Consider the following 22,376-nt stretch of genomic DNA (forward strand, 5'->3'; position numbering starts at 1 on the left):
CCGGCGGGCGTCCCGCTGTAGAGATCAACCCGGGCGGCCGGTGCGACATGTCCGTTCGGCCGAGAGGCGGGGCGGCGCGCCGGCCCATGATCGCCTAAGCTGCGACGGCTTCAGGCGTTCATGGGGAGGAATGTTTCGATGCCGTCCAACTCCGTCCGGCGCGTCTCTGCGGCACTCGCCGCGATCGCCGCGACCTGCGGGCCCGCCGCGGCCGCCGCCGCACCCGCGGCCGCCGCCCCGGCCGCGGGACTCACCATGATCGTCCGCGACATGACCCTGCCGGTGGGCGGCGCCGGCACCCTGCTCAGTCCGTCGTGGTGGGCCGACGAGGAGACCGTGCTGTCCGAGCCGCGGCTCACGTACACCCTCAGCGGCCTGACCGGCGTCACCCTCGCCGACGGGGACGGCGTCGGGGAGTGCGTCAACGAGTCTCCGGTGAAGCTCGAGTGCACGGACGACTGGGAGCTCTCCACCGGCCCGGACGGCATCACCGGCTGGTTCTCCGCCATGCTCAAGGCGACCCGCTCGGCGACTCTCGGCACCTCCGGGACCCTGACGGCGACCTTCGTCGCCGACGGGATCGCGCCGATCACCGAGCAAGCCACGATCCGGGTCGCCGGCGGCGTCGACCTGAAAGCGGGTCCGGACGTCTCGTTGAGCCGCAAGCCCGGCGCCACCTTCGACGCGCCGCTCGTCGTCCACAACGCGGGCCGGACCGTGGCCGACGGCACCTCGGTCGTGTTCAACCGGGACTGGGCGTTCCAGACGACGACCCGGTTCAGCAACTGCTTCTACCGCGACGGCGAGCTCACCGCCTGCACGTTCGACCAGTCGCTCGCCCCGGGTGCCACGCTGCGCGGCGCGATGCCCTACAAGCTGCGTGCCGACACGTACGCCCCCGGCGGCGCGGTCAATCAGCTCGAGTGGCTCACCCCGGCCGAGCTGGAGGACCTCGAAGCCCTGTTGCGCCAGGAGGGCCGTACGCTCGGCACCCCGGGCGGCGGCGGAGTCCTCAAGCTGAGGCAGGCCGCGTCGGCGAGCAGCCGGCAGGCCGACACCAACCCGGACAACAACTGGACCAACGTGGGGATCCGCGCCACCGGCACGAACGGCGCCGATCTCGTAGCCGTCGGCGCGGACCTGAAAGGTGCGGCCGGCGAGGTGGTGACCGCCCGGGTCGGGGTCCGCAACGCCGGCCCGGCCACCGTCGACTTCGGCCGCTCCGGCGAGCCCGTCGCGAGAATCAAGGTCAAGCTACCGGCCGGCACCGAACTGGTCTCCGCGCCCGACGGCTGCTCCCGGGACGGCGCCGCCTACCGCTGCTCCGGCGGCTGGTTCCTGCAGACCGGCCACGCGGAGACGTACACGTTCAAACTGCGCGTCACCCGCGTCGTCCCCGACGCGAAGGGTGCGGTCGTGGTGAACGAGCCGTGCGAATGCGAGCAGTTCAGCCAGGACACCAACCCGGCGAACAACACCGGGGCGATCGTCCTCAACGGTACGGGCACGGGCACGGGCACCGGCACCGGCACGGGTGGCGGCGGTGGCCAGGGCGGCGGCCTGCCCGTGACCGGCCCGGTCGCAGGCGTGATCGGTGGCGCCGGGCTGGTGCTGCTGGTCGCCGGCGGCGCGGGAGTGGTCATCGCCCGGCGGCGCCGCACCCGCTTCGTCGCCTGACGCTCCGCACCATCACGACGCGCCCGCCCCGCCAGGCGGGCGCGTCGCTCGTTTCGGCTCAGGTGGCGTCCACGGCCAGCCACAGGCGGCTGCGGCGGCCCAGGAGATACGGCGAGTCGAGGCGCTTGGCGACCACGCCGCCGAGCCCCTGCGCCTGCGCGGCCTGCAGCGCGAACTCGCCCCCGCCCGGGAAATACGGCGGTGTCTGCCAGTTGTCGCCCGCCAGCCCCAGGCCCTCCAGCAGTTCACGTCGCTCGGCGTAACGGACCAGCTCCACGGTGGAGTGTCCTTCGAGCCACAGCAGGTCGTAGATCAGGAACTGCACCGGCGTGCGCTCCGCGGCCCGCCGTGCCGCCGCGGAGTCGCGCGGCGCCTTGCGGCGCTCCAGCAGCTGCGGGGAGACGGCGGGCCCTTCGAACGCCACGATCTCCCCGTCCAGTACGGCCTCCAGCGGCGCCAGCGCCTCCCCGAGCGGCCGCACCTCCGGGTACCAAGAGGTCACGTCGGCGCCGGTCGCGTCGGTGAGGCGTACCCGGCCGCCGGAGACGTACGCGAGGGTACGGCGGCCGGCCCAGCTCAGCTCGTACCCCCAGTCCTGATCGTCCGGCGGAAGGCCGGCGGCCCTGGTCGCGAGCATGGGTTCGACGGCCTCGGGCATGCTCTCCCAGCCGGGTTCCGGCGGGTCCATCCGGCGCACCATCCAGTCCCGGCCGCCGGTCTGAAAGAAGACGTAGCGTCCCGAGGTGCGGTCGCCGTGGAACGTGACACCGATCTCGTCGTCGCGCCACTTGTCCGCCTCGTAGGTGCCGCGGTCGTGGATCAGCATGTGGCCGCCGCCGTACTCGCCCGCCGGGATCTCACCGTGGAAGTCCAGATACTCCAGTGGGTGGTCCTCGGTGTGTTTGGCCAGGTAGTTGCGGGCGCGGTCGCGGGGCAGGCCGCGCGGCACGGCGAAACTCACGAGTACGCCGTCCCGCTCCAGCCGCACGTCCCAGTGCAGGCTGCGCGCGTGGTGCTGCTGGATGACGAACCTGTTCCGGCCGCTCGGGCGGGGCCGGGCCCGCGGTACGGGCTCCGGCGTGCGGCGGGCGTCCCGCTTGCGCCGGTACTCGTCCAGACGGTCGGTCATATCACGATTGTCTGCCCGGATTACACGGTTGTCATTCGCGCGGACTGTCGTACCCCCGTGCCAGGGTGAACCCATGTACGCCGAACGGGCATCGAAGCTGCCGCACGTGATCGCCTGGCGCAGCATCGTGCCGCCCGGCTGCCCGCCGACGCGGGTCCTGCCCGACGGCTGCCTCGACGTGATCTGGCAGGACGGCAGTGTCTACATAGCCGGGCCGGACACGACCGCGCAGGTGGTCGGGTCGCCCGCCGGCAGCAGGCTGTTCGCTCTGCGCTTCGCCGACGGCGTCGGCGCCTCCGTGCTCGGTGTCCCGGCCGACGAGCTGACCGACCGTCGCGTGCCCCTCGACGAGCTGGTCGCTCCGCCCGAGGCGCGCCGGCTCGCCGAGGCCGACGACCCGCTCGCGGCCCTGGAGGCCTTCGCGGGGCGCCGGTGGCGGACCCCTGACAAGGCGATGGTCGCGGTCGCCGAGCAGGCGCGCGCCGGCGTTCCGGTCGGCGCGATCGCCGAGCAATGCGGCCTCAGCGCGCGACATCTGCAGCGACGATGCCGGAGCGCTTTCGGGTACGGGCCGAAGACTCTGGCCCGCATTCTCCGGCTGCAGACGGCGCTGGGCCTCGCCCGGCGTGGCCGCCCGTTCGCCGACGTGTCGGTGGCGGCGGGCTACGCCGACCAGGCCCACCTGTCGCGGGAGGTGAAGGCGCTGGCCGGTGTGCCCCTGCGGGAGCTGGTCACGTAGGAAGCGGCGCGAAGAGCTCCACGTTGTTGCCGTCGGGGTCCAGGACGATGCCGTAACGCTGTCCCCATACGGCGTCCCAAGGTTCCAGGTGAGACTGATAACCGGCGGCCACGAGCGCGCTGTGCGTACGGTCCACGTCGGCCGGATCGTCGCAGGCGAAGGCGAGGCTGACCCGGCTGTCGCCGGAGGCGGGGGAGAAGCCGGGGTGGAAGGAGCGGATGGTCTCGTAGGGGTCCCACATGAGCCGGACGCCGGTCGGCAGGGTCACCTCGGCGTGCGGCGCGTCCCCGGCGCCGGACGGGATGTCGAGGCCCAGCCGGCGGTAGAACGCCAACGACTTTTCCATGTCGGCCACTGCCAGGCCGATCGCAGCGAAGGTAGGTGCCATGGCCACGACGCTACGAGCCGTCGGCGGGGCTCGTCTTGAACAAATCGGACGTGATCATTCTCGTGGGTGGCCTGGTTCGGTGGCGCCCGGTAGTGTCTTGGCTCCGACGCGTATCGACCACCCCTCGGAGGCGTTGCTGCGATGACCTTGCGCATCCTCGTCGTGGGCGCCGGCATCAGCGGCCTCGCGGCGGCCCGGGGGCTGCGGATCGCGGGCTTCCGGCCGGACGTGGTGGAGGAGCTGCCCGCCACGATGGTGCCGGGTGCCGGCATCTATCTGCCGGGCAACGCCTCGCGGGCGATGCGCCTGCTCGGTCTCGACGCCCCGCTGCGTCCCCTGGGCGATCTCATCTTCCGGCAGGTCTTCCAGGACAGCGCCGGGCGTGAGCTCTTCGAGCTCGACGTGGCCGCGCTCTGGGCCGGCGTCGGCGAGTCCCGGGCGCTGTCGCGCGGCGACCTGCAGCAGGTGCTGCTCACCGGTGTCGGCGGCGAGGTGCGCTACGACACCGCCGTTCGCGGCCTCGACCTGATCGACGGCGCCGCCAAGGTCGAGTTCGGCGACGGCAGCGTCGCCGAGTACGACCTCGTGATCGGCGCCGACGGCCGGCGTTCCATGATCCGGGAGAAGGCCGGCCTCGGAGGCCCGGCCGTCCCGACCGGTCAGATCGTCTACCGCAGCGTGGTCAGCGGAGGGCCCGCGCTCAGCGACTGGACGGCGCTGCTCGGTCATCGGGCCCAGTTCGTGGCCATGCCCATGGGCGGCCGGCGCCTCTATCTGTACGCCGACGAGTCCGCAGGCCCGGACACGCCCAACCCGGCCGATCCGCGGGCGCGCCTGCGGGAGGTCTTCGGCGGCTTCGGCGGGTGCGCGCCGGCGATCCTGGACGCGGTGGAGAAGGTCCAGGTGGCGCGCACCGACGAGGTGGCGATCGACGGCTGGACCGCCGGCCCGGTGCTGCTCGTCGGTGATGCTGCCCACGCCACCGCCCCCAGCCTCGCCCAGGGTGCCGCGATGGCCCTCGAGGACGCGGTGGTGCTCGGCGAGGTGCTCAAGGCGGCCTGCGGCGACGTCCGAGCGGCGCTGCGTGCATACGAACGCCGCCGCAGGGAACGCTGTGACCAGGTCCGGGAGCGGACCCGCGAGCGCGACCGGACCCGGGACGTGCCGCCGGCGGAGCGCGATCCTATGCTGCGCAGGCGGGGCCAGCGGATCTTCACGGATCACTACCGCGCGCTCGTGGAGCCGTTCTGAGACCTGGGTGGTCTTTGGTCACCCCGCGCCCGCCGGAGGTCGGCGGGGGACTATTCTGCCTGCGAGGTACGCCTTTCACTTCCGGCGTACGCAGTGGGACGAACGAGACACCGGAGGCTATCCGTGACGACCGTTGCGCCTAAGCCGATCGTGACCCGGCCATGGCCGGTCAGGCAGCAGGTCAAGGGCTCGGCCCTCGCACGGATCCTGCGGACGACGGACGCGAAGCAGATCGGGATCATGTACATGATCACCGCCTTCGTGTTCTACATCCTGGGCGGCTTCATGGCCCTGCTCATGCGGACCGAGCTGGCCCGGCCGGGCATGCAGCTGCTGTCCCCGGAGCAGTACAACCAGCTGTTCACGATGCACGGCACGATCATGCTGCTGTTCTTCGCGACGCCGATCGTGTTCGCCTTCGCGAACTTCGTGGTGCCCATCCAGATCGGCGCGCCCGACGTGTCGTTCCCGCGGCTCAACGCCTTCGCGTACTGGCTCTACCTGTTCGGCGGCACGATCACCATCGCCGGGTTCGTGACGCCGGGTGGTGCCGCCGACTTCGGCTGGTTCGCGTACACGCCGCTCAGCAACTCGCTGCACTCGCCGGGCATCGGCGGCAACATGTGGGTGGTCGGCCTGGCCCTGTCGGGTCTGGGCACGATCCTCGGCGGCGTCAACATCATCACCACGATCATCACGCTGCGCGCGCCCGGCATGACCATGTTCCGGATGCCCATCATGACGTGGAACATCCTGGTCACCAGCCTGCTGGTGATCATGGTCTTCCCGTTCCTGGCCGCCGCGCTCTTCGCGCTCGCCGCCGACCGCGTCATCGGCGCGCACGTCTTCGACGTCGACACCGGCGGCCCGATGCTGTGGCAGCACCTCTTCTGGTTCTTCGGCCACCCCGAGGTGTACATCATCGCGCTGCCGTTCTTCGGCATCATCACCGAGGTCATCCCGGTCTTCAGCCGCAAGCCCGTCTTCGGTTACAAGGGCCTGGTCGGCGCCACCCTGCTGATCGCGGCGCTGTCCATGAGCGTCTGGGCGCACCACATGTTCGTCACCGGCCAGGTGCTGCTGCCGTTCTTCAGCTTCCTGAGCTTCCTGATCGCCGTGCCGACCGGCATGAAGTTCTTCGTGTGGATCGGCACGATGTGGCGCGGTCAGATCAGCTTCGAGACACCGATGATGTTCGCGATCGGCTTCCTCGTGACGTTCCTCTTCGGTGGCCTCTCCGGCGTGCTCCTCGCCGCCCCGCCGATCGACTTCCACGTCTCGGACTCGTACTTCGTCATCGCGCACTTCCACTACGTGCTCTTCGGCACGATCGTGTTCGCGGTGTTCTCCGGGATCTACTTCTGGTTCCCCAAGATGTTCGGCCGGATGCTCGACGACCGGCTCGGCAAGATTCACTTCTGGCTGACCTTCATCGGCTTCCACGCGACGTTCCTGGTGCAGCACTGGCTCGGCGCGGAGGGCATGCCCCGCCGGTACGCCGACTACCTGCCGGGCGACGGCTTCACGTTCCTCAACACGTTCTCGACGGTCGGCTCGTTCGTCCTGGGCGCCTCGACCCTGCCGTTCATCTACAACGTCTGGAAGTCGTACAAGGTCGGCCAGCTCGTCACGGTGGACGACCCCTGGGGCGCGGGCAACTCCCTGGAGTGGGCGACCTCCTCGCCGCCGCCGCTGCGCAACTTCGACCGCATGCCGCGCATCCGCTCCGAGCGTCCCGCCTTCGACGCGAAGTACCCGGAGCTGGCAGCGGGCGAGCAGTCCATCGCCGGGCCCCCGGAGGGCGGCGCCCGCCCCCTGACCGGCGAGTCCGACGGCGGCGCGACGTACAAGGAAGACCTGACCGACCGCAAGTAGCCCGACCGCAACGACGAGCAGCCCGCCCCGGCGTCCCGGGGCGGGCTTCTTCGTTCCGGTGTCGCGGCCGGCTCCGGGGTGGGCCGGGAGTGAGGTCCGTCAAATCCGTTGGGAATGTCGTACCCCTGGCGGACACTGTCGGGCGGAGGTTAGGACCGCAATGACACTCACGCCTTACCGCGAGACGCTCGCCCTGCGCGGGATCCCGTCGCTGCTCATCGTGGCGACCCTGGCCCGGATCCCGATCACCGCCGGCACGGTCACGCTGACCCTGCACGTCACCCAGGACCTGCACCTCGGGTACGGCGCCGCGGGCCTGGTCGGGGCCGCGTTCACCATCGGCAGCTCGCTGGGCGCTCCGGTCATCGGGCGGATCACCGATCGCCGCGGGCTGCGACCGGTGCTGGTGCTGACCACCGCCGCCGAGGTGACGTTCTGGTCGGCGGCACAGGCCATGCCGTACTGGGCGCTGCTCGTCGCCGCCCTCGTCGCCGGGCTGCTGACGCTGCCCGCGTTCGCGGTGGCCCGGCAGTCGATCGCGGCACTCACCCCCGAGACACACCGCCTGCCCGCCTTCGCGCTCGACTCGATCACCACCGAGCTGTCGTTCATGGCCGGCCCCGCGCTGGGCGTGCTCATCTGCACGACGGCCGGCGCCCGCCCGGCCATGTTCGCCGTCGGCGCCGGCATCCTGCTCTCCGGCGTCGGTCTCTACCTGCTCAACCCGCCGATCCGCGGCAGGGACGAGGCACCCATCTCCGCCGGCGAGCGGGTGCCCCGCAGCACCTGGCTGCGCCCGCGCCTGATCGCGGTCCTGGCCATCAGCAGCGCCGCCACCCTCGTGCTCAGCGGCACGGACGTCGCGGTGGTCGCCGTGCTCCAGCACTCCGGTGAGGTCGAGTGGACCGGGGCGGTGCTCGCCATGTGGGCCGGATATTCGCTGCTGGGCGGATTCGCGTACGGGACGGTCAAGCAGGGTTTCCCGCCGTTGATGTTGTTCGCCCCGATGGCCCTGCTGACGGTCCCCGTGGGGCTCGCGGGCGGCCACTGGTGGCTGCTGGGCCTGCTGTTGCTGCCCGCGGGAGCGCTGTGCGCCCCGACGATCACGGCGACGGCGGATGCGGTGAGCCGCCTGACGCCCGCCGCTGCCCGCGGCGAGGCGATGGGCTGGCACAACTCATCCCTGACCGTCGGCGTCGCGCTGGGCGCCCCGCTGGCCGGCGTGGTGATGGACGCGACAGCACCGGCCTGGGGTTTCGCGGCGGTCGGCGGCGTGGGGCTGGCGGTGGCGGTGCTGGTCCTGCCCCCGGAACTCCGCCGCCGCCGCGAGGAGCGGACGGCCGCTCACCGGCTCGCCGAAGCGACCGTCCCGGTCGCGGCCGAGCTCCGCCCGGCCGCCGCGGACATGGAGGTGGCCGGGAGCCGGCGCAGTGCGTCGGGGGACGGCGTGGGCGGGGCTGGGCACGGCGGTGCGGCGGCGGGCGGTGCGGGGGCGGGCGCGTGGCAGAACGGCTACGGCGGTCCGGCCGCGGACTTCCCTTCGCCGGACGACGCTCCGTCAGCGGCTCGCTGAGAAGGCCGCGTAACCGGACGATGCGCCGTCAGCGGCCCGCTGGCCAGGTCGTCGTAACCGGACGATGCGCCGTCAGCGGGGCGCCGGCCAGCTCGTCGCAGCCGGAGGAAGCTCCGTCGGCGGCTCGCTGGCCAGGCCGCCGCAAGGCGAAGCGGCCGACCGCAAGGAGGAGCCTCGGCGGAGAGGCGTCAGCCGGCGGGGACGACGACCGGCTCGCCCGTCGTCGCCACCGCCGCCTCCTCGAACTGGCTGAGCGCCGCCGCGGTCGTGGCCGGCGCGACCCCGGCCGTCAGGTCCAGCAGGACCGTCGTCGCGAATCCCGCCTTCTTCGCGTCCAGGGCGGTCGCCCGCACGCAGTGGTCCGTCGCGATGCCCACCACGTCGACCTCCGTCACGTCGCGGTCCCTGAGCCAGTCCGCCAGGCCCTCGCCGGCCTCCGTGTGACCCTCGAACCCCGAGTACGCCGCCGCGTGCTCACCCTTGTGGAAGACCGCCTCCACCCGCTGCGTGACCAGCGACGGGTGGAACTCGGAGCCGGCGGTTCCCACCACGCAATGCGCCGGCCACGAGTCGACGAAGTCGGGGTGCGTGCTGAAGTGCGCCCCCGGGTCGACGTGGTAGTCCTTCGTCGCCACGACGTGGTCCCAGCGCCCGGTGGGTCCGGCGAGCGCCGACGAGATCGCCGCGGCCACGCCGGCTCCCCCCTGGACGGCGAGGGAGCCGCCCTCGCAGAAGTCGTTCTGGACGTCGACGATGATCAGGGCACGGGACACGGCGTCCTCCAGTGGTCGGGTCGGTCGGCGCGGGCGCCGGGGCGGCGGCTCGCGCCGTCAGGCGGTCGGGATCACCGTGACCGGGATGGCCGGATCTCCCGCGGACAGCTTGAGCCCCTCCCACGGGATGGAGATCAGGCACTGCCGCAGGTGCTCCCGCGACTCCGCCAGCGCCGGGATCTCGAGGATCTCACCCTCGGCCACGAACGACCGCTGGAGCAGCCGGTCGTTCGCCTGGTGGTCGGGTACGCCCTGGGAGACGACGATCTCCTCGGTGGCCGTACCCGTCGGCTTGTGGCGGCGGATCGCGGTCTTGCGGCCGCCCACCGTCGCCTTGTTCTCGGAACGCTTGACCACCGGCCGGCCCTCCACCTCGACGAGCTTGTAGACGAGCCCGGCCGTCGGCGCGCCCGAGCCGGTGACCACGGCCGTGCCTGCGCCGTACATGTCGACCGGTTCCGCGGCGAGGGTGGCGATCGCGTACTCGTCCATGTCGCCGGAGACGATGATTTTGGTTTCGGTGGCGCCGAGGGAGTCGAGGAGCTCGCGGGAGTGCTGGGCCAGGACCGAGAGGTCGCCCGAGTCGATGCGGACGGCTCGCAGGTCGGGGCCGGCCACCGCGATGGCGTTGCGGATGCCCTGGGCGATGTCGTACGTGTCCACGAGCAGCGTCGTGTTCTTGCCCAGCGCGGCGACCTGCGAGGCGAAGGCGGCCGGCTCGTCGTCGTGGAGAAGCGTGAACGCGTGGGCGGACGTACCCGTGGTCGGGATGCCGTAGCGGCTGCCCGCGGCCAGGTTGGACGTGGAGGCGAAACCCGCCAGGTATGCCGCGCGCGCCGACGCCACCGCCGCCTGCTCGTGGGTGCGCCGGGAGCCCATCTCGATGATCGGCCGGCCCCGGGCCGCGGTGACCATGCGGGCCGCCGCCGAGGCGATGGCGCAGTCGTGGTTGAGCACCGACAGGATCAGCGTCTCCAGCACCACGCATTCCGCGAAGCTGCCGCTCACGGTGAGGATCGGCGAGCCGGGGAAGAACAGCTCGCCCTCGGCGTACCCGTCGATGTCGCCGGTGAACCGGTATTCCGCGAGCCAGGCCGCCGTGGTCTCGTCGACGATGCCCGCCTTCCGCAGGAAGGTCACGTCCTCGTCGGTGAAGCGGAAGTCGCGGATCAGCTCGATCAACCGGCCCTGGCCCGCGGCGACGCCGTAGCGACGGCCGCTGGGCAGGCGCCGGGCGAACACCTCGAAGACGCTGCGGCGGTCCGCCGTCCCGTCCTTGAGGGCCGCACTGACCATCGTCAGTTCGTAATGGTCGGTCATCAACGCCGTCGAGAACTCTGCATCCACGCCACCACCCTATTGCGGAAGCAGTCGAAGTGCGGGCGCAAGCTCGTTGCGTCCGCTGACCCCCAGCTTCGTGTAGACGCGCTGTAAATGGTTTTCCACGGTACGTGGTGACAGGAACAGGCGGTCGGCGATCTCGCGGCTGCGTACGCCGTCCGCGGCCAGCTCGGCCACCTGCCGTTCGCGGACGGTGAGCGTCGGCTGCACCGAGCGGAGGGCGGGCGTCCGGAGGGCGTCGCACCGGCCGAGCACGTCGGCGAGCAGGGTGCTGGCCGCCAGGGCCCGGGGGTCGCGGGCGGACCGGAAGATGCGGACCGCGCCGGCCGCCGCCTCGGCCGCGAAGACCTGGTAGCCCAGGCCGGAGAACTCCCGGGCGACCGCGAGGTGGGCCTCGCCGTCCGCGTCGGCCAGGGCGTGGCGTACGAGCAGGGGGGTGGCCCGTCCGCCGACCGTCCCGGCCAGCTTCGTCATCCGCCCGGCCGCGAGTTCCGGCCGGCCCAGCCGGACCAGGTCGTAGAGAACGAGCAGCTCCACCGCGTAGAAGCCGTCGGCGCGCAGCCGGGCCGCGGCCTCCAGCAGCATCTGTACGGCTGTGGCCAGGTCCCCGGCGCAGGCGCTGGTCCAGGCACGGGACTGCTGCCACCACGCGTAGTAGAGGCCGGTGGCGTGACCGGCCGCCGCCTCGGCGATCTCCAGCGACGACCGGGCCAGGGCGTGGTCGCCGCGCATGGCCGCGATGTTCGCGCGGGCGAAGTGGGCGCTGCCGTCGTAGACGCGGGTCATCGCGAGCGCCGCGCAGGCCTGGTCGGCGGCCCGCAGCGCGTCGTCGGTGCGCCCGCGCAGCCAGGCCGCCCGGGCCTGGAGCAGCGACACCCAGCCCGAGCCGAACCCGAAGCCGCCGGACTGCGCCAGGTCCGCGAACTCCGCGGTCAGGATGTCGTCGATCCCGGGCAGGTCCATCGAGACGCTGACCAGCGTGCCCTCCGCCATCTGGAGGGCGTACTGCAGGGTCGGTATGTCCCGCCGCCACGCCTCCCGGTCGCCGGCGGCGGCCTTGAGCAGCGCGCGGGCGCCGTCCGGGTCGCCGCCCAGCGCCGCCAGCAACGCCAGCACGCACCGCGCCAGCCCGCGGGCGGGGGTTGTCGCCGCCGGCGCGTGCACGACGCCCACCGCGAGCTCGTGGGCGCGCTCCACCTCGCCGACCTGGAGGTTCAGGAAGGCTTCGACCGCGCGTACACGGGTGGCGTCGGCCGGATCGGCGGGTCGCACCGCGGCGAGCGCCGCGGCGGCCTCCCTGCTGCCCAGGCCGAAGAACTCCACGGTGGCGCGAGCGGTGATCCGGCGGCTGCCCTCGTCCGGTGCCGCGTCCAGCACGCTCAGGGCCGCTTCCGGTTCGTCGGCGAAGAGCAACGCGGTGGCCAGCAGCTCCGCCGCGGGGTAGCCGGCGCCGGCGTCGCGGGCCGCAGACGCCAGCCGCCGGGTCAGGTCCATGTCGAACCGCGCGAAGGCCTGCGTCGCCGCGTCCAGCAGCAGCGCGCCGTCCTGCGCCGTTCCGGAGTCGAGGCGCCAGACCGCCACCCGCAGCAGGTCGTTGCGCCGCCGGGCGCCGGCCTCCGCCACCAGGTCGGCTAGCGTGGCGAGCAGGCGGCGCGACCGCGTGACCGGGCATCGCCGTCGCACCACCTCGCCGTAGAGCGGGTGGGCCAGCCGGACGTCACGACGCCGCTCGTCGCCCACGACCCGGATCAGCCCGCGCTCCTCGGCGGTCTCCACGTCGGCCGGGTCGGCGGCGCGCAGCAGCAGCGTCAGCCCGACCGGCTCGCCGAAGGCCACGAGTTCCAGCACGTCGCGGACGCCGGTGGTGAGGCTGCCGACCCGGGCGTCCACCAGCTCGGCCAGGCTGGGCGCCAGCGCGAGGCGGCCGGTCCAGCGCCAGAAACCGTGCGCCTGGGTCAGCTCGCCGCCTCGGACCGCGGCCATCACCAGCTCGCGCAGCAGCAGCGGATTGCCGCCGCCGAGGCGGGCCAGCCGCTGCGCGGAGCCGGCCTCGACCGGCCCGCCGACCAGGGTGGCGAGCAGCGAGCGGGAGTCCTCGTTGTTCAGCGGCGCCAGGTCGGCGTGACCGACCAGGCCCTCGGTCCACAATGCGGAGATCGGTGCGGGCACCGGTTCGGAGGTACGCAGCGTGGCGAGCAGCGTCGCGTCCTCGCGGACCAGCAGGTGCACCAGGGCCGCCGAGGGCGGGTCGAGCAGGTGGGCGTCGTCGACCGCGAGCACGATCGGACGCTGGCCGGCCTTGGCGCGCAGGCCGTCGGCCGCCCAGCGCAGCAGCCCGGCGGGGGAGACGCCGGCGGGCGGATCCGAGGGCAGGATCTGCGCGAGCCCGCCGAACGGCAGGCCGGAGCTGGCGATATTCGCGGAGGCGCGGTGCACCGCCCAGGTGTCGCAGGGCAGCACGGCCACCGACTCGTGCAGCAGCCGGCTCTTCCCGATGCCGGCCGCACCACTGAGGATCAGGCCGTGTTCGGACTCGTTCGTGGCAACTGTCCGGAGGCGGGCCAATTCGTCGGCACGGCCCACGAATGCCCAGTCCTCCACCCGGCCAGCATATCGAGATCCGTCATGGTCCCGGAGCCGCCCGGAACATGTCCGATAATGAGTATCCGCCGCTCAGGCGGTGAGTAGTGCGGTGCCTGTTCCGTATCGTCCCGGCCGTTTACCGTTCGGCGGTGCCGGCGCGACGTGCCCGGGTCCTGCCTGGCGGGGCGGGCCCGGGCGCCTGCCACGTCCGTGCTCGGCCGGCCGCAGCACCAGGCGGGATCAGGCACGCGCCGGTGGCGTCGTTCGTCGGCGGTCGAGCCTTCGTCCCGGACGGCGTGGCACGATGGGGGGCATGGCGTTGCCTCAGGTCGCTCCCGTCGAGACGCCGCAGATCGAGGAGGTACCGGCTGATGACCGGCCGTGGGTGACCATCGTCTGGGACGATCCGGTCAATCTGATGTCGTACGTGACCTGGGTCTTCCAGAAGCTCTTCGGCTACAGCCACGAGAAGGCCGAGGAGCTCATGATGGATGTCCACAACAAGGGCAAGGCGGTCGTGTCGACCGGCGCGCGGGAGCGCATGGAGATGGACGCTTCCCAGCTGCACGGCTACGGTCTGTGGGCGACGGTGGACCGCGCGTGAGTACGGATACTGGGCGGGTGATCGACTGATGTTCCGGCGCAACGGCAACCTGTGCGTGGCCACCTTCGCCGTGGACGAGGTGCGGGTGCTCCGCAAGGTGGCCGGCGAGGTCGTGGGGCTGCTGATGGACGGCTTCGACCACACCGATCCGGTCGTGTCCCGGCTCTTCCCGGACATCTACCCCGACCGGCCCGACGACTCCGCCGAGTTCCGCCTCTACACCGAGGGCGATCTCAAGACGGGCAAGATCGATCAGGCCGGTGCGATCCTCGCGGCCCTGCCGGACGACGGCCCGGGCGAGGTCCGGCTCGACGGCGAGGAGGCCGAGGCGTGGCTGCGGGCGATCAACGACGCCCGGCTGGCCATGGCCACCCGGCTCGACATCCAGGCCGACACCGACCTCGGCGAGGAGCTCGACGAGGCGGTCATCCACGACCCGGGCTCGAGCCGGGTGTTCCAGCTCTCCGTCTACGCGTACCTGGGTTATCTCCAGGAATCCCTGCTCAACGCGCTTCCCGAAGCGTAGGGGCATCCAGCTCGCGCAGCTCGGCATCGTCGAGCGTCAGGTCGGGTGCCTGCGCGGAGTCGGTGATCGACTCGGGGCGGCTGGCGCCCGGGATGGGGATCACCACCGGGCTCTTGGCCAGCATCCAGGCCAGCGTGACCCGCTGCGGGCTCACCCCGTGCGCCTCCGCGACCCGCGCGAAGGGCGCGAAACGGTCACCCAGCTCGCCGGCGCGGCTGATACCGCCCAGCGGCGACCACGGCAGGAACGCCACCCCGAGCTCGTCGCAGAGCCGCAGCTCCGGCTCGGAGGAGCGGAACGCCGGGGAGAATTGATTCTGTACGGACACGAGCCGGCCGCCCAGAATCTCCTGCGCCTGCCGGATCTGGATGACGTCGGCGTTCGAGATGCCGGCCATCCGGATCTTGCCGGCGTCGAGCAGGTCCCGCAGCGCGCCGATCGAGTCCTCGTACGGCACCTTCGGGTCGGGCCGGTGGAACTGGTAGAGGCCGATCGCCTCCACGCCGAGCCGCTTGAGCGACGCCTCGACGGCCTCGCGCAGGTGGGCGGGGGAGCCGTCCAGCGTCCAGGAGCCGTCGCCGGGCCGCAGGTGGCCGCCCTTGGTAGCGACGAGGACGCCGGAGGTGTCCCCGCCCCAGCTCGCCAGGGCCTGCGCGATCAGGATCTCGTTGTGGCCGACCTCGTTGCCGTGCAGGTGGTACGCGTCGGCCGTGTCGATCAGCGTCACGCCCGCCTCGAGGGCGGCGTGGATCGTGCGGATCGAGCGCTCGTGGTCGGGGCGCCCCTCGATGGACATCGGCATGCCGCCGAGCCCGATGGCGCCCACCTGGACATCTCCGATGGTTCGCTGCCTCATGGCGTGGGAGTACCCGGCGTGAGCACTGCCACGCCCGCTTCGCGCCGGTGTCACGGTAATGTGAACCACGTGCTGACCATCGACAGCGCGATCCTCGAAGCGATCGTCGCCCACGCCCGCCGGGACCACCCCGACGAGGCCTGCGGCGTCGTGGCCGGCCCGCTCGGCAGCGATCTGCCGACGCGGCACATCGCCATGGACAACGCGGCGCGGTCGATGACCTTCTACGAGTTCGACTCGATGGAGCAGTTGCGCGTGTGGCGCGAGATGGACGACAACGACGAGGAACCCGTCGTGATCTACCACTCGCACACCGCCACCGAGGCCTACCCCTCGCGCACGGACATCTCGTTCGCCGGCGAGCCGGGAGCCCACTACCTGCTCGTCTCAACCCGTGAGCCGGACTCCGAGGAGATTCGTTCGTTCCGTATCGTGGACGGTGTGGTGACCGAGGAAGAGGTCAACATCGTGGATGCGACGGTGGACGCGTGAGTATGAGTGCGGACGGGTACGCCGTCCAGTCGTACATGTTCGGGCAGAGCCCCGCGTCGGTCTATTACGAGTGTCGCTGAGCGACGACTCCCGACCCGCCCTGAACGTCTCTCGACACACTCTTCCTGCAAGGAGCATCTTCACCATGGCTATCGAAGTACGCGTTCCGACCATTCTGCGCAGCTACACCGGCGGCTCGAAGGTTGTCGAGGGCTCCGCCGACACCCTGTCCGGCCTGATCGACGACCTGGACGCGAAGCACTCCGGCCTCAAGGGGCGGCTCATCACGCCCGAGGGCGGCCTGCACCGCTTCGTCAACATCTACGTGAACGACGAGGACGTCCGCTTCCTCGGCGCGCTCGACGCGAAGCTGAACGACGGCGACTCCGTGACCATCCTCCCGGCGGTGGCCGGCGGCGCGCTCGGCTTCGCCGCCGCGGCCGCGATCCTGGGTAGCTCGTCCGACCGCCCCGCCACCGCCCACATTCGGACTGAAGGCCAGTAAGCCGATGGCTCGCTACGAGAGCCTTCTGGACGCCTGCGGGGGAACGCCGCTCGTCGGCCTGCCCCGGCTCTCACCGACGGTGCCCGAGGGGGCACCGCCGGTGCGGCTCTGGGCCAAGCTCGAGGACCGCAATCCGACCGGCAGCATCAAGGACCGGCCGGCGCTGTTCATGGTGCGCGAGGCGGAGGAGTCCGGCCGCCTCCGCCCCGGCGACACGATCCTCGAGCCGACCAGCGGAAACACCGGCATCTCCCTGGCCATGGTCGCCAAGATGCGCGGCTACCGCCTGGTCTGCGTGATGCCGGAGAACGTCTCCGCCGAGCGCGTCCAGCTCCTCCGCATGTACGGCGCGGAGATCATCTTCTCGCCGGCCGCGGGCGGCTCCAACCAGGCGGTGGCCGTCGCCAAACAGATCTCCTCGGAGCACCCCGACTGGGTGATGCTGTTCCAGTACGGCAACTCCGCGAACGCCCGCGCGCACTACGAGACGACGGGCCCCGAGCTGCTGCACGACCTGCCGACGATCACCCACTTCGTGGCGGGCCTGGGCACCACGGGCACGCTCATGGGCACCGGCCGTTATCTGCGGGAGAAGGTCGACGGCATCCAGATCGTCGCGGCGGAGCCCCGCTACGGCGAGCTGGTGTACGGCCTGCGCAACATCGACGAGGGTTACGTCCCGGAGCTCTACGACGCCTCGGTGCTGAGTCGGCGGTTCTCGGTCGGCACCCGCGACGCGGTGCTGAGGACCCGGCAGCTCGTCGAGGTCGAGGGCATCTTCGCCGGCTTCTCCAGCGGCGCGATCCTGCACGCCGCGCTCGCGGTGGCGCACGAGGCCGTCCGCGAGGGCAAGCGGGCCGACGTGGCGTTCGTCGTCTGCGACGGCGGCTGGAAATACCTCTCCACCGGCGCGTACGGCGGCACCCTGGCCGACGCGGAAGACGCCCTGGACGGCCAGCTCTGGGCCTAGGGCCTAGTAGGCGACCGCCAGCAGGATGTCGGCGGTCACCGGCACGGCGGCGGCGGTCAGGAGCGCCAGCGGCAGCACCCGGCGGTGGATCGACAGGAACGCGCCCACCGCCAGTGCCACGCTCACCATGCCCAGGAACGCCAGCACCCACGTGTACCACCCGGGCACCCCGCCGCCGATCTGCGAGACGAGCCCGCGTACCCCGACCCCGACCCCGGCCAGACCCAGGAACGACGCGTAGATCGACATGCCGAGCAGGCGCCGGGTCCCGGGCGCCGGGTCGTCGGCCGCCGGGAAGCGGAACAGGGCCTCGTCGTCGGGACGGGGCGTGGCCGCCGTCCGGGCCGGCTCCCAGCCGAAGGGCACCACGTCCGGTGCCGCTACCTCGCTCGTGCGGGCCGCCTGCTTCACTTCCGTCGTCGTCACGTCGTACCCCTCCGCATTGCCCCGGGTGTCCCTTCACCCTGTGCAACGGGTGCGACTCACAAGGCGTAACGCGGGCCAAAATGACCCAGGTCACGACGGGTGTGACGTACGTTGTCGATTTAGCGACAAATCGATCAGACGTTTACGTGACGCAGCGGTCCCGGCGTAGGCTGCGCAGCGTGATTGACTGGTCTGCATTCTCTGCCGGTGACCTTTAGGTTAAGTCTTCAACCTAGAGCACCGCCGGCCGAGTCGTGGACGACCGAGCGTTAACCAGAGGGACCCGCATGCGACTGACCGTTCTCGGCTGTGCCGGCAGTTTCCCCGGCCCCGAGTCGGCCTGTTCCGCCTATCTCGTGGAGGCCGACGGCTTCCGGCTGCTGATCGACTTCGGCTCCGGCTCGCTGTCCGCGTTGCAGCGCTACGCGGGCATCGACGCCGTGGACGCCATCCTGCTCACCCACCTGCACTGTGACCACATGCTGGACGCGTGCACCTACGTGGTGGTCCGCCGTTACGCCCCGGGCGGCCCGCTGCCCCCGCTGCCGGTCTACGCGCCCCTCGGCGCCGCGGAACGCATCTCGGCCGCCTACAGTTCCGAGAACGAGCCCGTGGACGACGTCTACACCTTCTACGCGCTGCAGCCCGGGACGTTTCCCATCGGTCCGTTCACGGTCACGGCCGATCGGGTCAACCATCCGATCGAGACCTATGGGGTACGCGTGGAGCACGGCGGGAGCGTCCTCGCGTACTCCTCGGACACCGCCCCCTGCGAGCCGCTGCTGCGCCTGGCCCAGGGCGCCGACCTGTTCCTCTGTGAAGCGAGCTACCTGGACGGTGTGGCGAACCCGCCTGACCTGCACCTGACCGGCGGCGAGGCGGGGGAGGCCGCGACCAAGGCGGACGTGGGCCGGCTGCTGCTGACGCATCTCGTGACGGCATGGGGATCGGAAGCCTCTACTGTGGAGGCCGCGTGCGCCGCGTACGCGGGTCCGGTGGAGGTGGTCCGCCCGGGTGCCCGCTACGATCTCTGAGCTTGCCGAGGGGACGGCACGAGCGCACCATCGGACTCGATTGTGACCTTGGAGTGCCCTGCATGACCGGTCGATCAGTGGGCGGGCGTGGACTGCGCATCGTCCGGCTGGCGAACTTCGTCTCACCCCGTTCCGGCGGCCTGCGGACCGCCCTGCGCCACCTCGGCGAGGGCTACCTGCGGGCGGGCCACGAGCCGATCCTCATCGTGCCGGGCCGCGAGCGCTCCGACGAGATGACCGAGCAGGGTCGCGTGATCACGCTGCCGGGCCACCCCCTGCCGCGCACCGGCGGCTACCGCGTCCTCGCCGGCCGCCGGGAGCTCACCCGCCTGCTCGACGAGCTGGCCCCCGACCGCCTCGAGGTGTCCGACCGTGCCACCCTGCGCTGGACCGGCCGCTGGGCCCGCGAGCGCGGCGTGGGCTCGATGATGGTGTCCCACGAGAGCCTCGCCGGGCTGCTCGGCGTCTGGGGCATGCCGCACCGCGACTCCCTCGCCGACCGGCTCAACCGGCGTACCGCGGAGGCCTTCGACCAGATCGTCTGCACGACCGCCTTCGCCGCCGCCGAATTCCGGCGCCTCGGCGTGCCCAACCTGGTCGAGATCCCGCTCGGGGTCAATCTGCGCCAGTTCCACCCGAGCCGTCGCGACCCGGCCGTCCGGGACGGGTACGCCCGCCCCGACGAGCTGCTCGTCGTCTACTGCAGCCGGCTCTCCGCGGACAAGCGCCCGGAACTCGCCGTCGACACCGTGGCCGCGTTGCGTGCCGCCAAGGCGCCCGCCGTGCTGGTGATGGCCGGCGACGGAGCACGCCGGGCGGCGCTCGCGTACCGTGCGGCCCGCCTGCCGGTCCGGTTCGCGGGGCACATCACCGATCGTGACGCCGTCGCCGCACTGCTCGCGAGCGCCGACGTAGCCGTGGCACCGGGGCCGGTCGAGACGTTCGGGCTGGCCGCGCTCGAGGCCCTGGCCTGCGGGACGCCCGTGGTGGTGAACGCCGCCAGTGCGCTGCCCGAGGTCGTCGGCGAGGCCGGGATGGCCGTGCCCGGCACCGCGGAGGCGTTTGCTGAGGGCGTACGGAAAATCATGGAGCGTCCGGAGCAGGAACGCCGCGCCGCCGCACGGACCCGGGCCGAGCTGTTCGGCTGGCCGCAGGCCGTGGAGGGTTTCCTCCGGGCGCACGGTGCCCAGCCGGCACTGCGGCCACCGACGGTGGTGACCCGGCCCAGCGCACGGGCCCTGCGACCCGCCGTTCCGGCCGTGGCCGCAGCATCGCCCGTGTGGTCTGCCGACCGCCTCTGACCATCCACACCACGGAGTTGTCCACAGCCCGCGGCACCCCGCGGCACGAACCGGTCACGGTCCGCCTAGGCTCTTGGCCATGGCACGTCCCGACGGCCGAGCGCCGGACCAGCTTCGTCCCGTGACCCTGAACCGCCGGTGGAGCATCCATCCCGAAGGATCGGTGCTCGTCGAGTTCGGCAACACCCGGGTGCTCTGCACCGCGAGCGTGACCGAGGGCGTGCCGCGCTGGCGCAAAGGCTCGGGCCTGGGCTGGCTGACCGCGGAATACGCGATGCTGCCCCGCGCCACCAACACCCGTGGCGACCGCGAGAGCGTCAAGGGCAAGGTCGGCGGCCGCACCCAGGAGATCTCCCGGCTGATCGGGCGCAGCCTGCGCGCCTGCATCGACCTCAAGGCCCTCGGTGAGAACTCCATCGTCCTCGACTGCGACGTGCTCCAGGCCGACGGCGGCACCCGCACCGCCGCCATCACCGGCGCCTACGTCGCCCTGCACGACGCGGTCACCTGGCTCGCCGACCGCAAGGCCCTGGCCGGCAAGCCGGCCGCCGTGCTGCACCGCTCCATCCAGGCGGTCAGCGTCGGCATCATCGAGGGCGAGGCCCGCCTCGACCTCATGTACGCCGAAGACGTCGCGGCCGAGGTCGACATGAACGTGGTCTGCACCGGCGACGGCGACTTCGTCGAGGTCCAGGGCACCGGCGAGGCCAACGTGTTCCGCCGCGATCAGCTGGACGCCCTGCTCGACCTGGGCGTCCTGGGCTGCGCCGAGCTCGCCGCCGCCCAGCAGAAGGCCCTCGCGTCGTGACCGCCCGCCTGCTCCTGGCCACGGGCAACAAGAAGAAGCTCGTCGAACTCCAGCGCATCCTCGACGCCGCCCTCGGCGCCGGCGGCGTCGAGCTGGTCGGCCTCGGCGACTTCCCCGGCTACCCGGACGTACCCGAAACCGGCCTGACGTTCGGCGAGAACGCCCTCATCAAGGCCCGCGAGGGCGCCTCCCGCACCGGTCTTCCCACGGTCGCCGACGACTCGGGCCTCGCGGTGGACGCCCTCAACGGCATGCCGGGCGTCTTCAGCGCCCGCTGGTCCGGAGCCCACGGCGACGACCAGGCCAACCTGGACCTCGTCCTGGCCCAGATCAGCGACGTCCCCGACGATCACCGAACCGGCGCCTTCGTCTGCGCCGCGGCCCTCGTCCTCCCCAACGGCCGCGAACACCTCGTCGAAGGCCGCCAGACGGGCCGCATCCTGCGCGCCCGCCGGGGAAAGGGCGGCTTCGGCTACGACCCCATCTTCCTCGGCGACGGTCAGGACCGGACGAACGCGGAGCTGACACCGGCCGAGAAGGACGCCATCAGCCACCGCGGCAAGGCATTCCGCGAGCTCTCCAAGGTGATCGCCAAGGAACTGCCCCGCTAGGGGGCCTGGCAGGCACCGCGCCGGGCCCCGGGGCCGTCTCGCCGCACCCGCGGATCCGCCAGCCGGCGGGCTTGCCCGGCCGCGCACCCGCCTACCGCTCACCCTCCGAGCCGCGTAGGCGTCCACCGCACACCCTCCGAGTCGCGTAGCCGTCCACCGAGCGCCAGTCCGGCCGCCCACCTGCGCTGCCGCGCACCGCGTGCGACGTGGCGTGGCGGCTTGAGATGTGAGAAGACCTCCGGCGAGGTGGAAGTTACGAGGCTTTCACGCGCAGCCCCCTACCGCTCACCACCGCTGCTCATCGCCGCCCTCATCTGGCTTCGATGATCGGCAGGAGAGACCCCTAGGCGCGGGCACAGCTACCTGAGAAATCCCGCCGGTGCTCTGATGGATGCGACGGTATCGGACCACCCGGCCGACAACGGGAAAAAGGGAAGATCGTGACCGCCATCGCTCCGTGGGCCTGGCGCACCGGTCCGGGCGCGAGCTGCTTCCGGTGCGGCCGGGCAAAGCAGGAGGTGGGGAGGACATGACGACGCGCATGACGAAACGGCTGGCACTGGGGATCGCGACGATGGTGGCCGTGGTGGGAGCCGGTGCGGCTCCGGCCGAGGCCAACCCCAACGCGCCGCTGTTAGGGCCGGGGTCGACGGGCCACGGAGTGTGGTGTGTCCAAGGTGGTCTCAACTTTGTGGCCGGCGCGGGCCTGGTCCAAGATTCGATTTATGGCCAGGCTACCTACAATGCGGTGCTCAACTTCCAACGCTATTTCCACATGACGTACCAGGACGGCATCGTAGGACCCGAGACCGGGAGCTTCCTCGGCTACCTGGTGGATCTGCGTGTGCCGCACCTCTGGGAAGACGATGGCTGCTGGGACGCCGTACCCAGCTGAACTCCGAATCGGACGACGC

General features: G+C 71.8%; 21 protein-coding genes and 1 pseudogene. 15 read left to right on the plus strand and 7 right to left on the minus strand.

What is annotated here, in order from left to right:
• The first annotated feature begins 138 nt into the window (after positions 1-138).
• The gene (locus ACIBO8_RS13020; RefSeq protein ID WP_396115343.1) at positions 139-1,677 is read left to right on the plus strand and encodes an LPXTG cell wall anchor domain-containing protein; all 1,539 of its coding nucleotides are present in this window, start codon (positions 139-141) and stop codon (positions 1,675-1,677) included.
• 58 nt (positions 1,678-1,735) lie between these two features.
• Here the strand turns inward: ACIBO8_RS13020 and ACIBO8_RS13025 are convergent, their stop codons facing one another.
• Positions 1,736-2,806, minus strand: coding sequence for a DNA polymerase ligase N-terminal domain-containing protein (locus tag ACIBO8_RS13025; RefSeq protein WP_396115344.1), 1,071 nt, complete (start codon positions 2,804-2,806; stop codon positions 1,736-1,738).
• Positions 2,807-2,879: 73 nt separating this feature from the next.
• Here ACIBO8_RS13025 and ACIBO8_RS13030 point away from each other — a divergent pair, with 73 nt between their 5' ends.
• Entirely contained in the window at positions 2,880-3,545 is a 666-nt protein-coding gene (locus ACIBO8_RS13030; RefSeq protein ID WP_396115346.1) for a helix-turn-helix domain-containing protein, read from the plus strand.
• On the opposite strand, the gene ACIBO8_RS13035 is transcribed toward ACIBO8_RS13030, so the two are convergent.
• Positions 3,538-3,933: a VOC family protein gene (locus tag ACIBO8_RS13035; RefSeq protein ID WP_396115347.1), complete on the minus strand. Its 396-nt coding sequence runs from the start codon at positions 3,931-3,933 to the stop codon at positions 3,538-3,540. The genes ACIBO8_RS13030 and ACIBO8_RS13035 overlap by 8 nt on opposite strands.
• Before the next feature lie 141 nt (positions 3,934-4,074).
• Between ACIBO8_RS13035 and ACIBO8_RS13040 the strand changes: the two genes are divergently transcribed.
• The 3 genes from ACIBO8_RS13040 to ACIBO8_RS13050 all read left to right on the plus strand — a co-directional run bounded on the left by ACIBO8_RS13040 (position 4,075) and on the right by ACIBO8_RS13050 (position 8,632).
• Positions 4,075-5,184 (plus strand): FAD-dependent monooxygenase, encoded by a 1,110-nt coding sequence (locus ACIBO8_RS13040; RefSeq protein ID WP_396115348.1) that lies wholly within the window; start codon positions 4,075-4,077, stop codon positions 5,182-5,184.
• Positions 5,185-5,307: 123 nt separating this feature from the next.
• Positions 5,308-7,059, plus strand: a complete 1,752-nt coding sequence (gene ctaD, locus ACIBO8_RS13045) for a cytochrome c oxidase subunit I (protein WP_396115349.1) — start codon at positions 5,308-5,310, stop codon at positions 7,057-7,059.
• A 160-nt stretch (positions 7,060-7,219) separates the two neighbouring features.
• Positions 7,220-8,632: an MFS transporter gene (locus ACIBO8_RS13050; protein ID WP_396115350.1), complete on the plus strand. Its 1,413-nt coding sequence runs from the start codon at positions 7,220-7,222 to the stop codon at positions 8,630-8,632.
• Between the two features lie 188 nt (positions 8,633-8,820).
• Here ACIBO8_RS13050 and ACIBO8_RS13055 read toward each other — a convergent pair whose 3' ends face one another.
• Genes ACIBO8_RS13055 through ACIBO8_RS13065 form a run of 3 tightly spaced genes read right to left on the minus strand, consistent with a single transcriptional unit; the run spans position 8,821 to position 13,347 of the window.
• On the minus strand, positions 8,821-9,405 hold the full coding sequence (locus ACIBO8_RS13055; protein WP_396115351.1) for an isochorismatase family protein: 585 nt from the start codon (positions 9,403-9,405) through the stop codon (positions 8,821-8,823).
• Between the two features lie 57 nt (positions 9,406-9,462).
• Positions 9,463-10,752, minus strand: coding sequence for a nicotinate phosphoribosyltransferase (locus tag ACIBO8_RS13060; RefSeq protein ID WP_396115352.1), 1,290 nt, complete (start codon positions 10,750-10,752; stop codon positions 9,463-9,465).
• 9 nt (positions 10,753-10,761) lie between these two features.
• Positions 10,762-13,347, minus strand: coding sequence for a LuxR C-terminal-related transcriptional regulator (locus ACIBO8_RS13065; protein WP_396115353.1), 2,586 nt, complete (start codon positions 13,345-13,347; stop codon positions 10,762-10,764).
• A gap of 295 nt (positions 13,348-13,642) precedes the next feature.
• Here ACIBO8_RS13065 and clpS point away from each other — a divergent pair, with 295 nt between their 5' ends.
• Both clpS and ACIBO8_RS13075 read left to right on the plus strand, forming a co-directional pair.
• Complete coding sequence (gene clpS / locus ACIBO8_RS13070) at positions 13,643-13,933, plus strand: ATP-dependent Clp protease adapter ClpS (RefSeq protein ID WP_396115354.1); 291 nt, start codon at positions 13,643-13,645, stop codon at positions 13,931-13,933.
• A gap of 28 nt (positions 13,934-13,961) precedes the next feature.
• Entirely contained in the window at positions 13,962-14,459 is a 498-nt protein-coding gene (locus tag ACIBO8_RS13075) for a DUF2017 domain-containing protein (RefSeq protein ID WP_396115355.1), read from the plus strand.
• On the opposite strand, the gene ACIBO8_RS13080 is transcribed toward ACIBO8_RS13075, so the two are convergent.
• Positions 14,437-15,315 carry an aldo/keto reductase gene (locus tag ACIBO8_RS13080; protein WP_396115357.1) on the minus strand — a complete coding sequence of 293 codons (879 nt, stop codon included), beginning with the start codon at positions 15,313-15,315 and terminating at the stop codon, positions 14,437-14,439. The two genes, ACIBO8_RS13075 and ACIBO8_RS13080, sit on opposite strands and share 23 nt — an antisense overlap.
• A gap of 69 nt (positions 15,316-15,384) precedes the next feature.
• Here ACIBO8_RS13080 and ACIBO8_RS13085 point away from each other — a divergent pair.
• The 3 genes and pseudogenes from ACIBO8_RS13085 (at position 15,385) to ACIBO8_RS13095 (ending at position 17,282) form a co-directional block, all read left to right on the plus strand.
• A pseudogene (locus tag ACIBO8_RS13085) lies at positions 15,385-15,887 on the plus strand (Mov34/MPN/PAD-1 family protein).
• Between the two features lie 65 nt (positions 15,888-15,952).
• Positions 15,953-16,312: a MoaD/ThiS family protein gene (locus ACIBO8_RS13090; protein ID WP_396115358.1), complete on the plus strand. Its 360-nt coding sequence runs from the start codon at positions 15,953-15,955 to the stop codon at positions 16,310-16,312.
• Positions 16,313-16,316: 4 nt separating this feature from the next.
• Positions 16,317-17,282, plus strand: a complete 966-nt coding sequence (locus ACIBO8_RS13095; RefSeq protein WP_396115359.1) for a PLP-dependent cysteine synthase family protein — start codon at positions 16,317-16,319, stop codon at positions 17,280-17,282.
• Between the two features lie 3 nt (positions 17,283-17,285).
• Here ACIBO8_RS13095 and ACIBO8_RS13100 read toward each other — a convergent pair whose 3' ends face one another.
• Positions 17,286-17,708, minus strand: a complete 423-nt coding sequence (locus ACIBO8_RS13100) for a hypothetical protein (RefSeq protein ID WP_396115360.1) — start codon at positions 17,706-17,708, stop codon at positions 17,286-17,288.
• A 287-nt stretch (positions 17,709-17,995) separates the two neighbouring features.
• Here ACIBO8_RS13100 and ACIBO8_RS13105 point away from each other — a divergent pair, with 287 nt between their 5' ends.
• The 5 genes from ACIBO8_RS13105 to ACIBO8_RS13125 all read left to right on the plus strand — a co-directional run bounded on the left by ACIBO8_RS13105 (position 17,996) and on the right by ACIBO8_RS13125 (position 22,357).
• A complete protein-coding gene (locus ACIBO8_RS13105) occupies positions 17,996-18,742 on the plus strand; it encodes an MBL fold metallo-hydrolase (protein WP_396115361.1) in 747 nt (248 codons plus the stop codon).
• A 62-nt stretch (positions 18,743-18,804) separates the two neighbouring features.
• On the plus strand, positions 18,805-20,043 hold the full coding sequence (locus tag ACIBO8_RS13110; RefSeq protein WP_396115362.1) for a glycosyltransferase: 1,239 nt from the start codon (positions 18,805-18,807) through the stop codon (positions 20,041-20,043).
• A gap of 79 nt (positions 20,044-20,122) precedes the next feature.
• Complete coding sequence (rph, locus tag ACIBO8_RS13115; protein WP_396115363.1) at positions 20,123-20,851, plus strand: ribonuclease PH; 729 nt, start codon at positions 20,123-20,125, stop codon at positions 20,849-20,851.
• Entirely contained in the window at positions 20,848-21,462 is a 615-nt protein-coding gene (gene rdgB / locus ACIBO8_RS13120; protein ID WP_396115364.1) for an RdgB/HAM1 family non-canonical purine NTP pyrophosphatase, read from the plus strand. Before rph ends, rdgB begins: the two co-directional genes overlap by 4 nt.
• Positions 21,463-21,991: 529 nt before the next feature.
• Positions 21,992-22,357 (plus strand): peptidoglycan-binding protein, encoded by a 366-nt coding sequence (locus ACIBO8_RS13125; protein WP_396115365.1) that lies wholly within the window; start codon positions 21,992-21,994, stop codon positions 22,355-22,357.
• Positions 22,358-22,376 lie beyond the last annotated feature (19 nt).

The organism is Actinoplanes sp. NPDC049681 (assembly GCF_044465265.1).
GTDB lineage: Bacteria > Actinomycetota > Actinomycetes > Mycobacteriales > Micromonosporaceae > Actinoplanes.

What these genes read in the sequence shown, in the direction of transcription:
- ACIBO8_RS13020 (WP_396115343.1), top strand. Translation starts at nt 139, where the DNA reads ATGCCGTCCAACTCCGTCCGGCGCGTCTCTGCGGCACTCGCCGCGATC.
- ACIBO8_RS13125 (WP_396115365.1), top strand. Translation starts at nt 21,992, where the DNA reads ATGACGACGCGCATGACGAAACGGCTGGCACTGGGGATCGCGACGATG.
- clpS (WP_396115354.1), top strand. Translation starts at nt 13,643, where the DNA reads ATGGCGTTGCCTCAGGTCGCTCCCGTCGAGACGCCGCAGATCGAGGAG.
- ACIBO8_RS13090 (WP_396115358.1), top strand. Translation starts at nt 15,953, where the DNA reads ATGGCTATCGAAGTACGCGTTCCGACCATTCTGCGCAGCTACACCGGC.
- ACIBO8_RS13080 (WP_396115357.1), bottom strand. Translation starts at nt 15,315, where the DNA reads ATGAGGCAGCGAACCATCGGAGATGTCCAGGTGGGCGCCATCGGGCTC.
- ACIBO8_RS13105 (WP_396115361.1), top strand. Translation starts at nt 17,996, where the DNA reads ATGCGACTGACCGTTCTCGGCTGTGCCGGCAGTTTCCCCGGCCCCGAG.
- ACIBO8_RS13030 (WP_396115346.1), top strand. Translation starts at nt 2,880, where the DNA reads ATGTACGCCGAACGGGCATCGAAGCTGCCGCACGTGATCGCCTGGCGC.
- ACIBO8_RS13050 (WP_396115350.1), top strand. Translation starts at nt 7,220, where the DNA reads ATGACACTCACGCCTTACCGCGAGACGCTCGCCCTGCGCGGGATCCCG.
- ACIBO8_RS13110 (WP_396115362.1), top strand. Translation starts at nt 18,805, where the DNA reads ATGACCGGTCGATCAGTGGGCGGGCGTGGACTGCGCATCGTCCGGCTG.
- ACIBO8_RS13035 (WP_396115347.1), bottom strand. Translation starts at nt 3,933, where the DNA reads ATGGCACCTACCTTCGCTGCGATCGGCCTGGCAGTGGCCGACATGGAA.
- ACIBO8_RS13025 (WP_396115344.1), bottom strand. Translation starts at nt 2,806, where the DNA reads ATGACCGACCGTCTGGACGAGTACCGGCGCAAGCGGGACGCCCGCCGC.
- ACIBO8_RS13040 (WP_396115348.1), top strand. Translation starts at nt 4,075, where the DNA reads ATGACCTTGCGCATCCTCGTCGTGGGCGCCGGCATCAGCGGCCTCGCG.
- ACIBO8_RS13075 (WP_396115355.1), top strand. Translation starts at nt 13,962, where the DNA reads ATGTTCCGGCGCAACGGCAACCTGTGCGTGGCCACCTTCGCCGTGGAC.
- rph (WP_396115363.1), top strand. Translation starts at nt 20,123, where the DNA reads ATGGCACGTCCCGACGGCCGAGCGCCGGACCAGCTTCGTCCCGTGACC.
- ACIBO8_RS13095 (WP_396115359.1), top strand. Translation starts at nt 16,317, where the DNA reads ATGGCTCGCTACGAGAGCCTTCTGGACGCCTGCGGGGGAACGCCGCTC.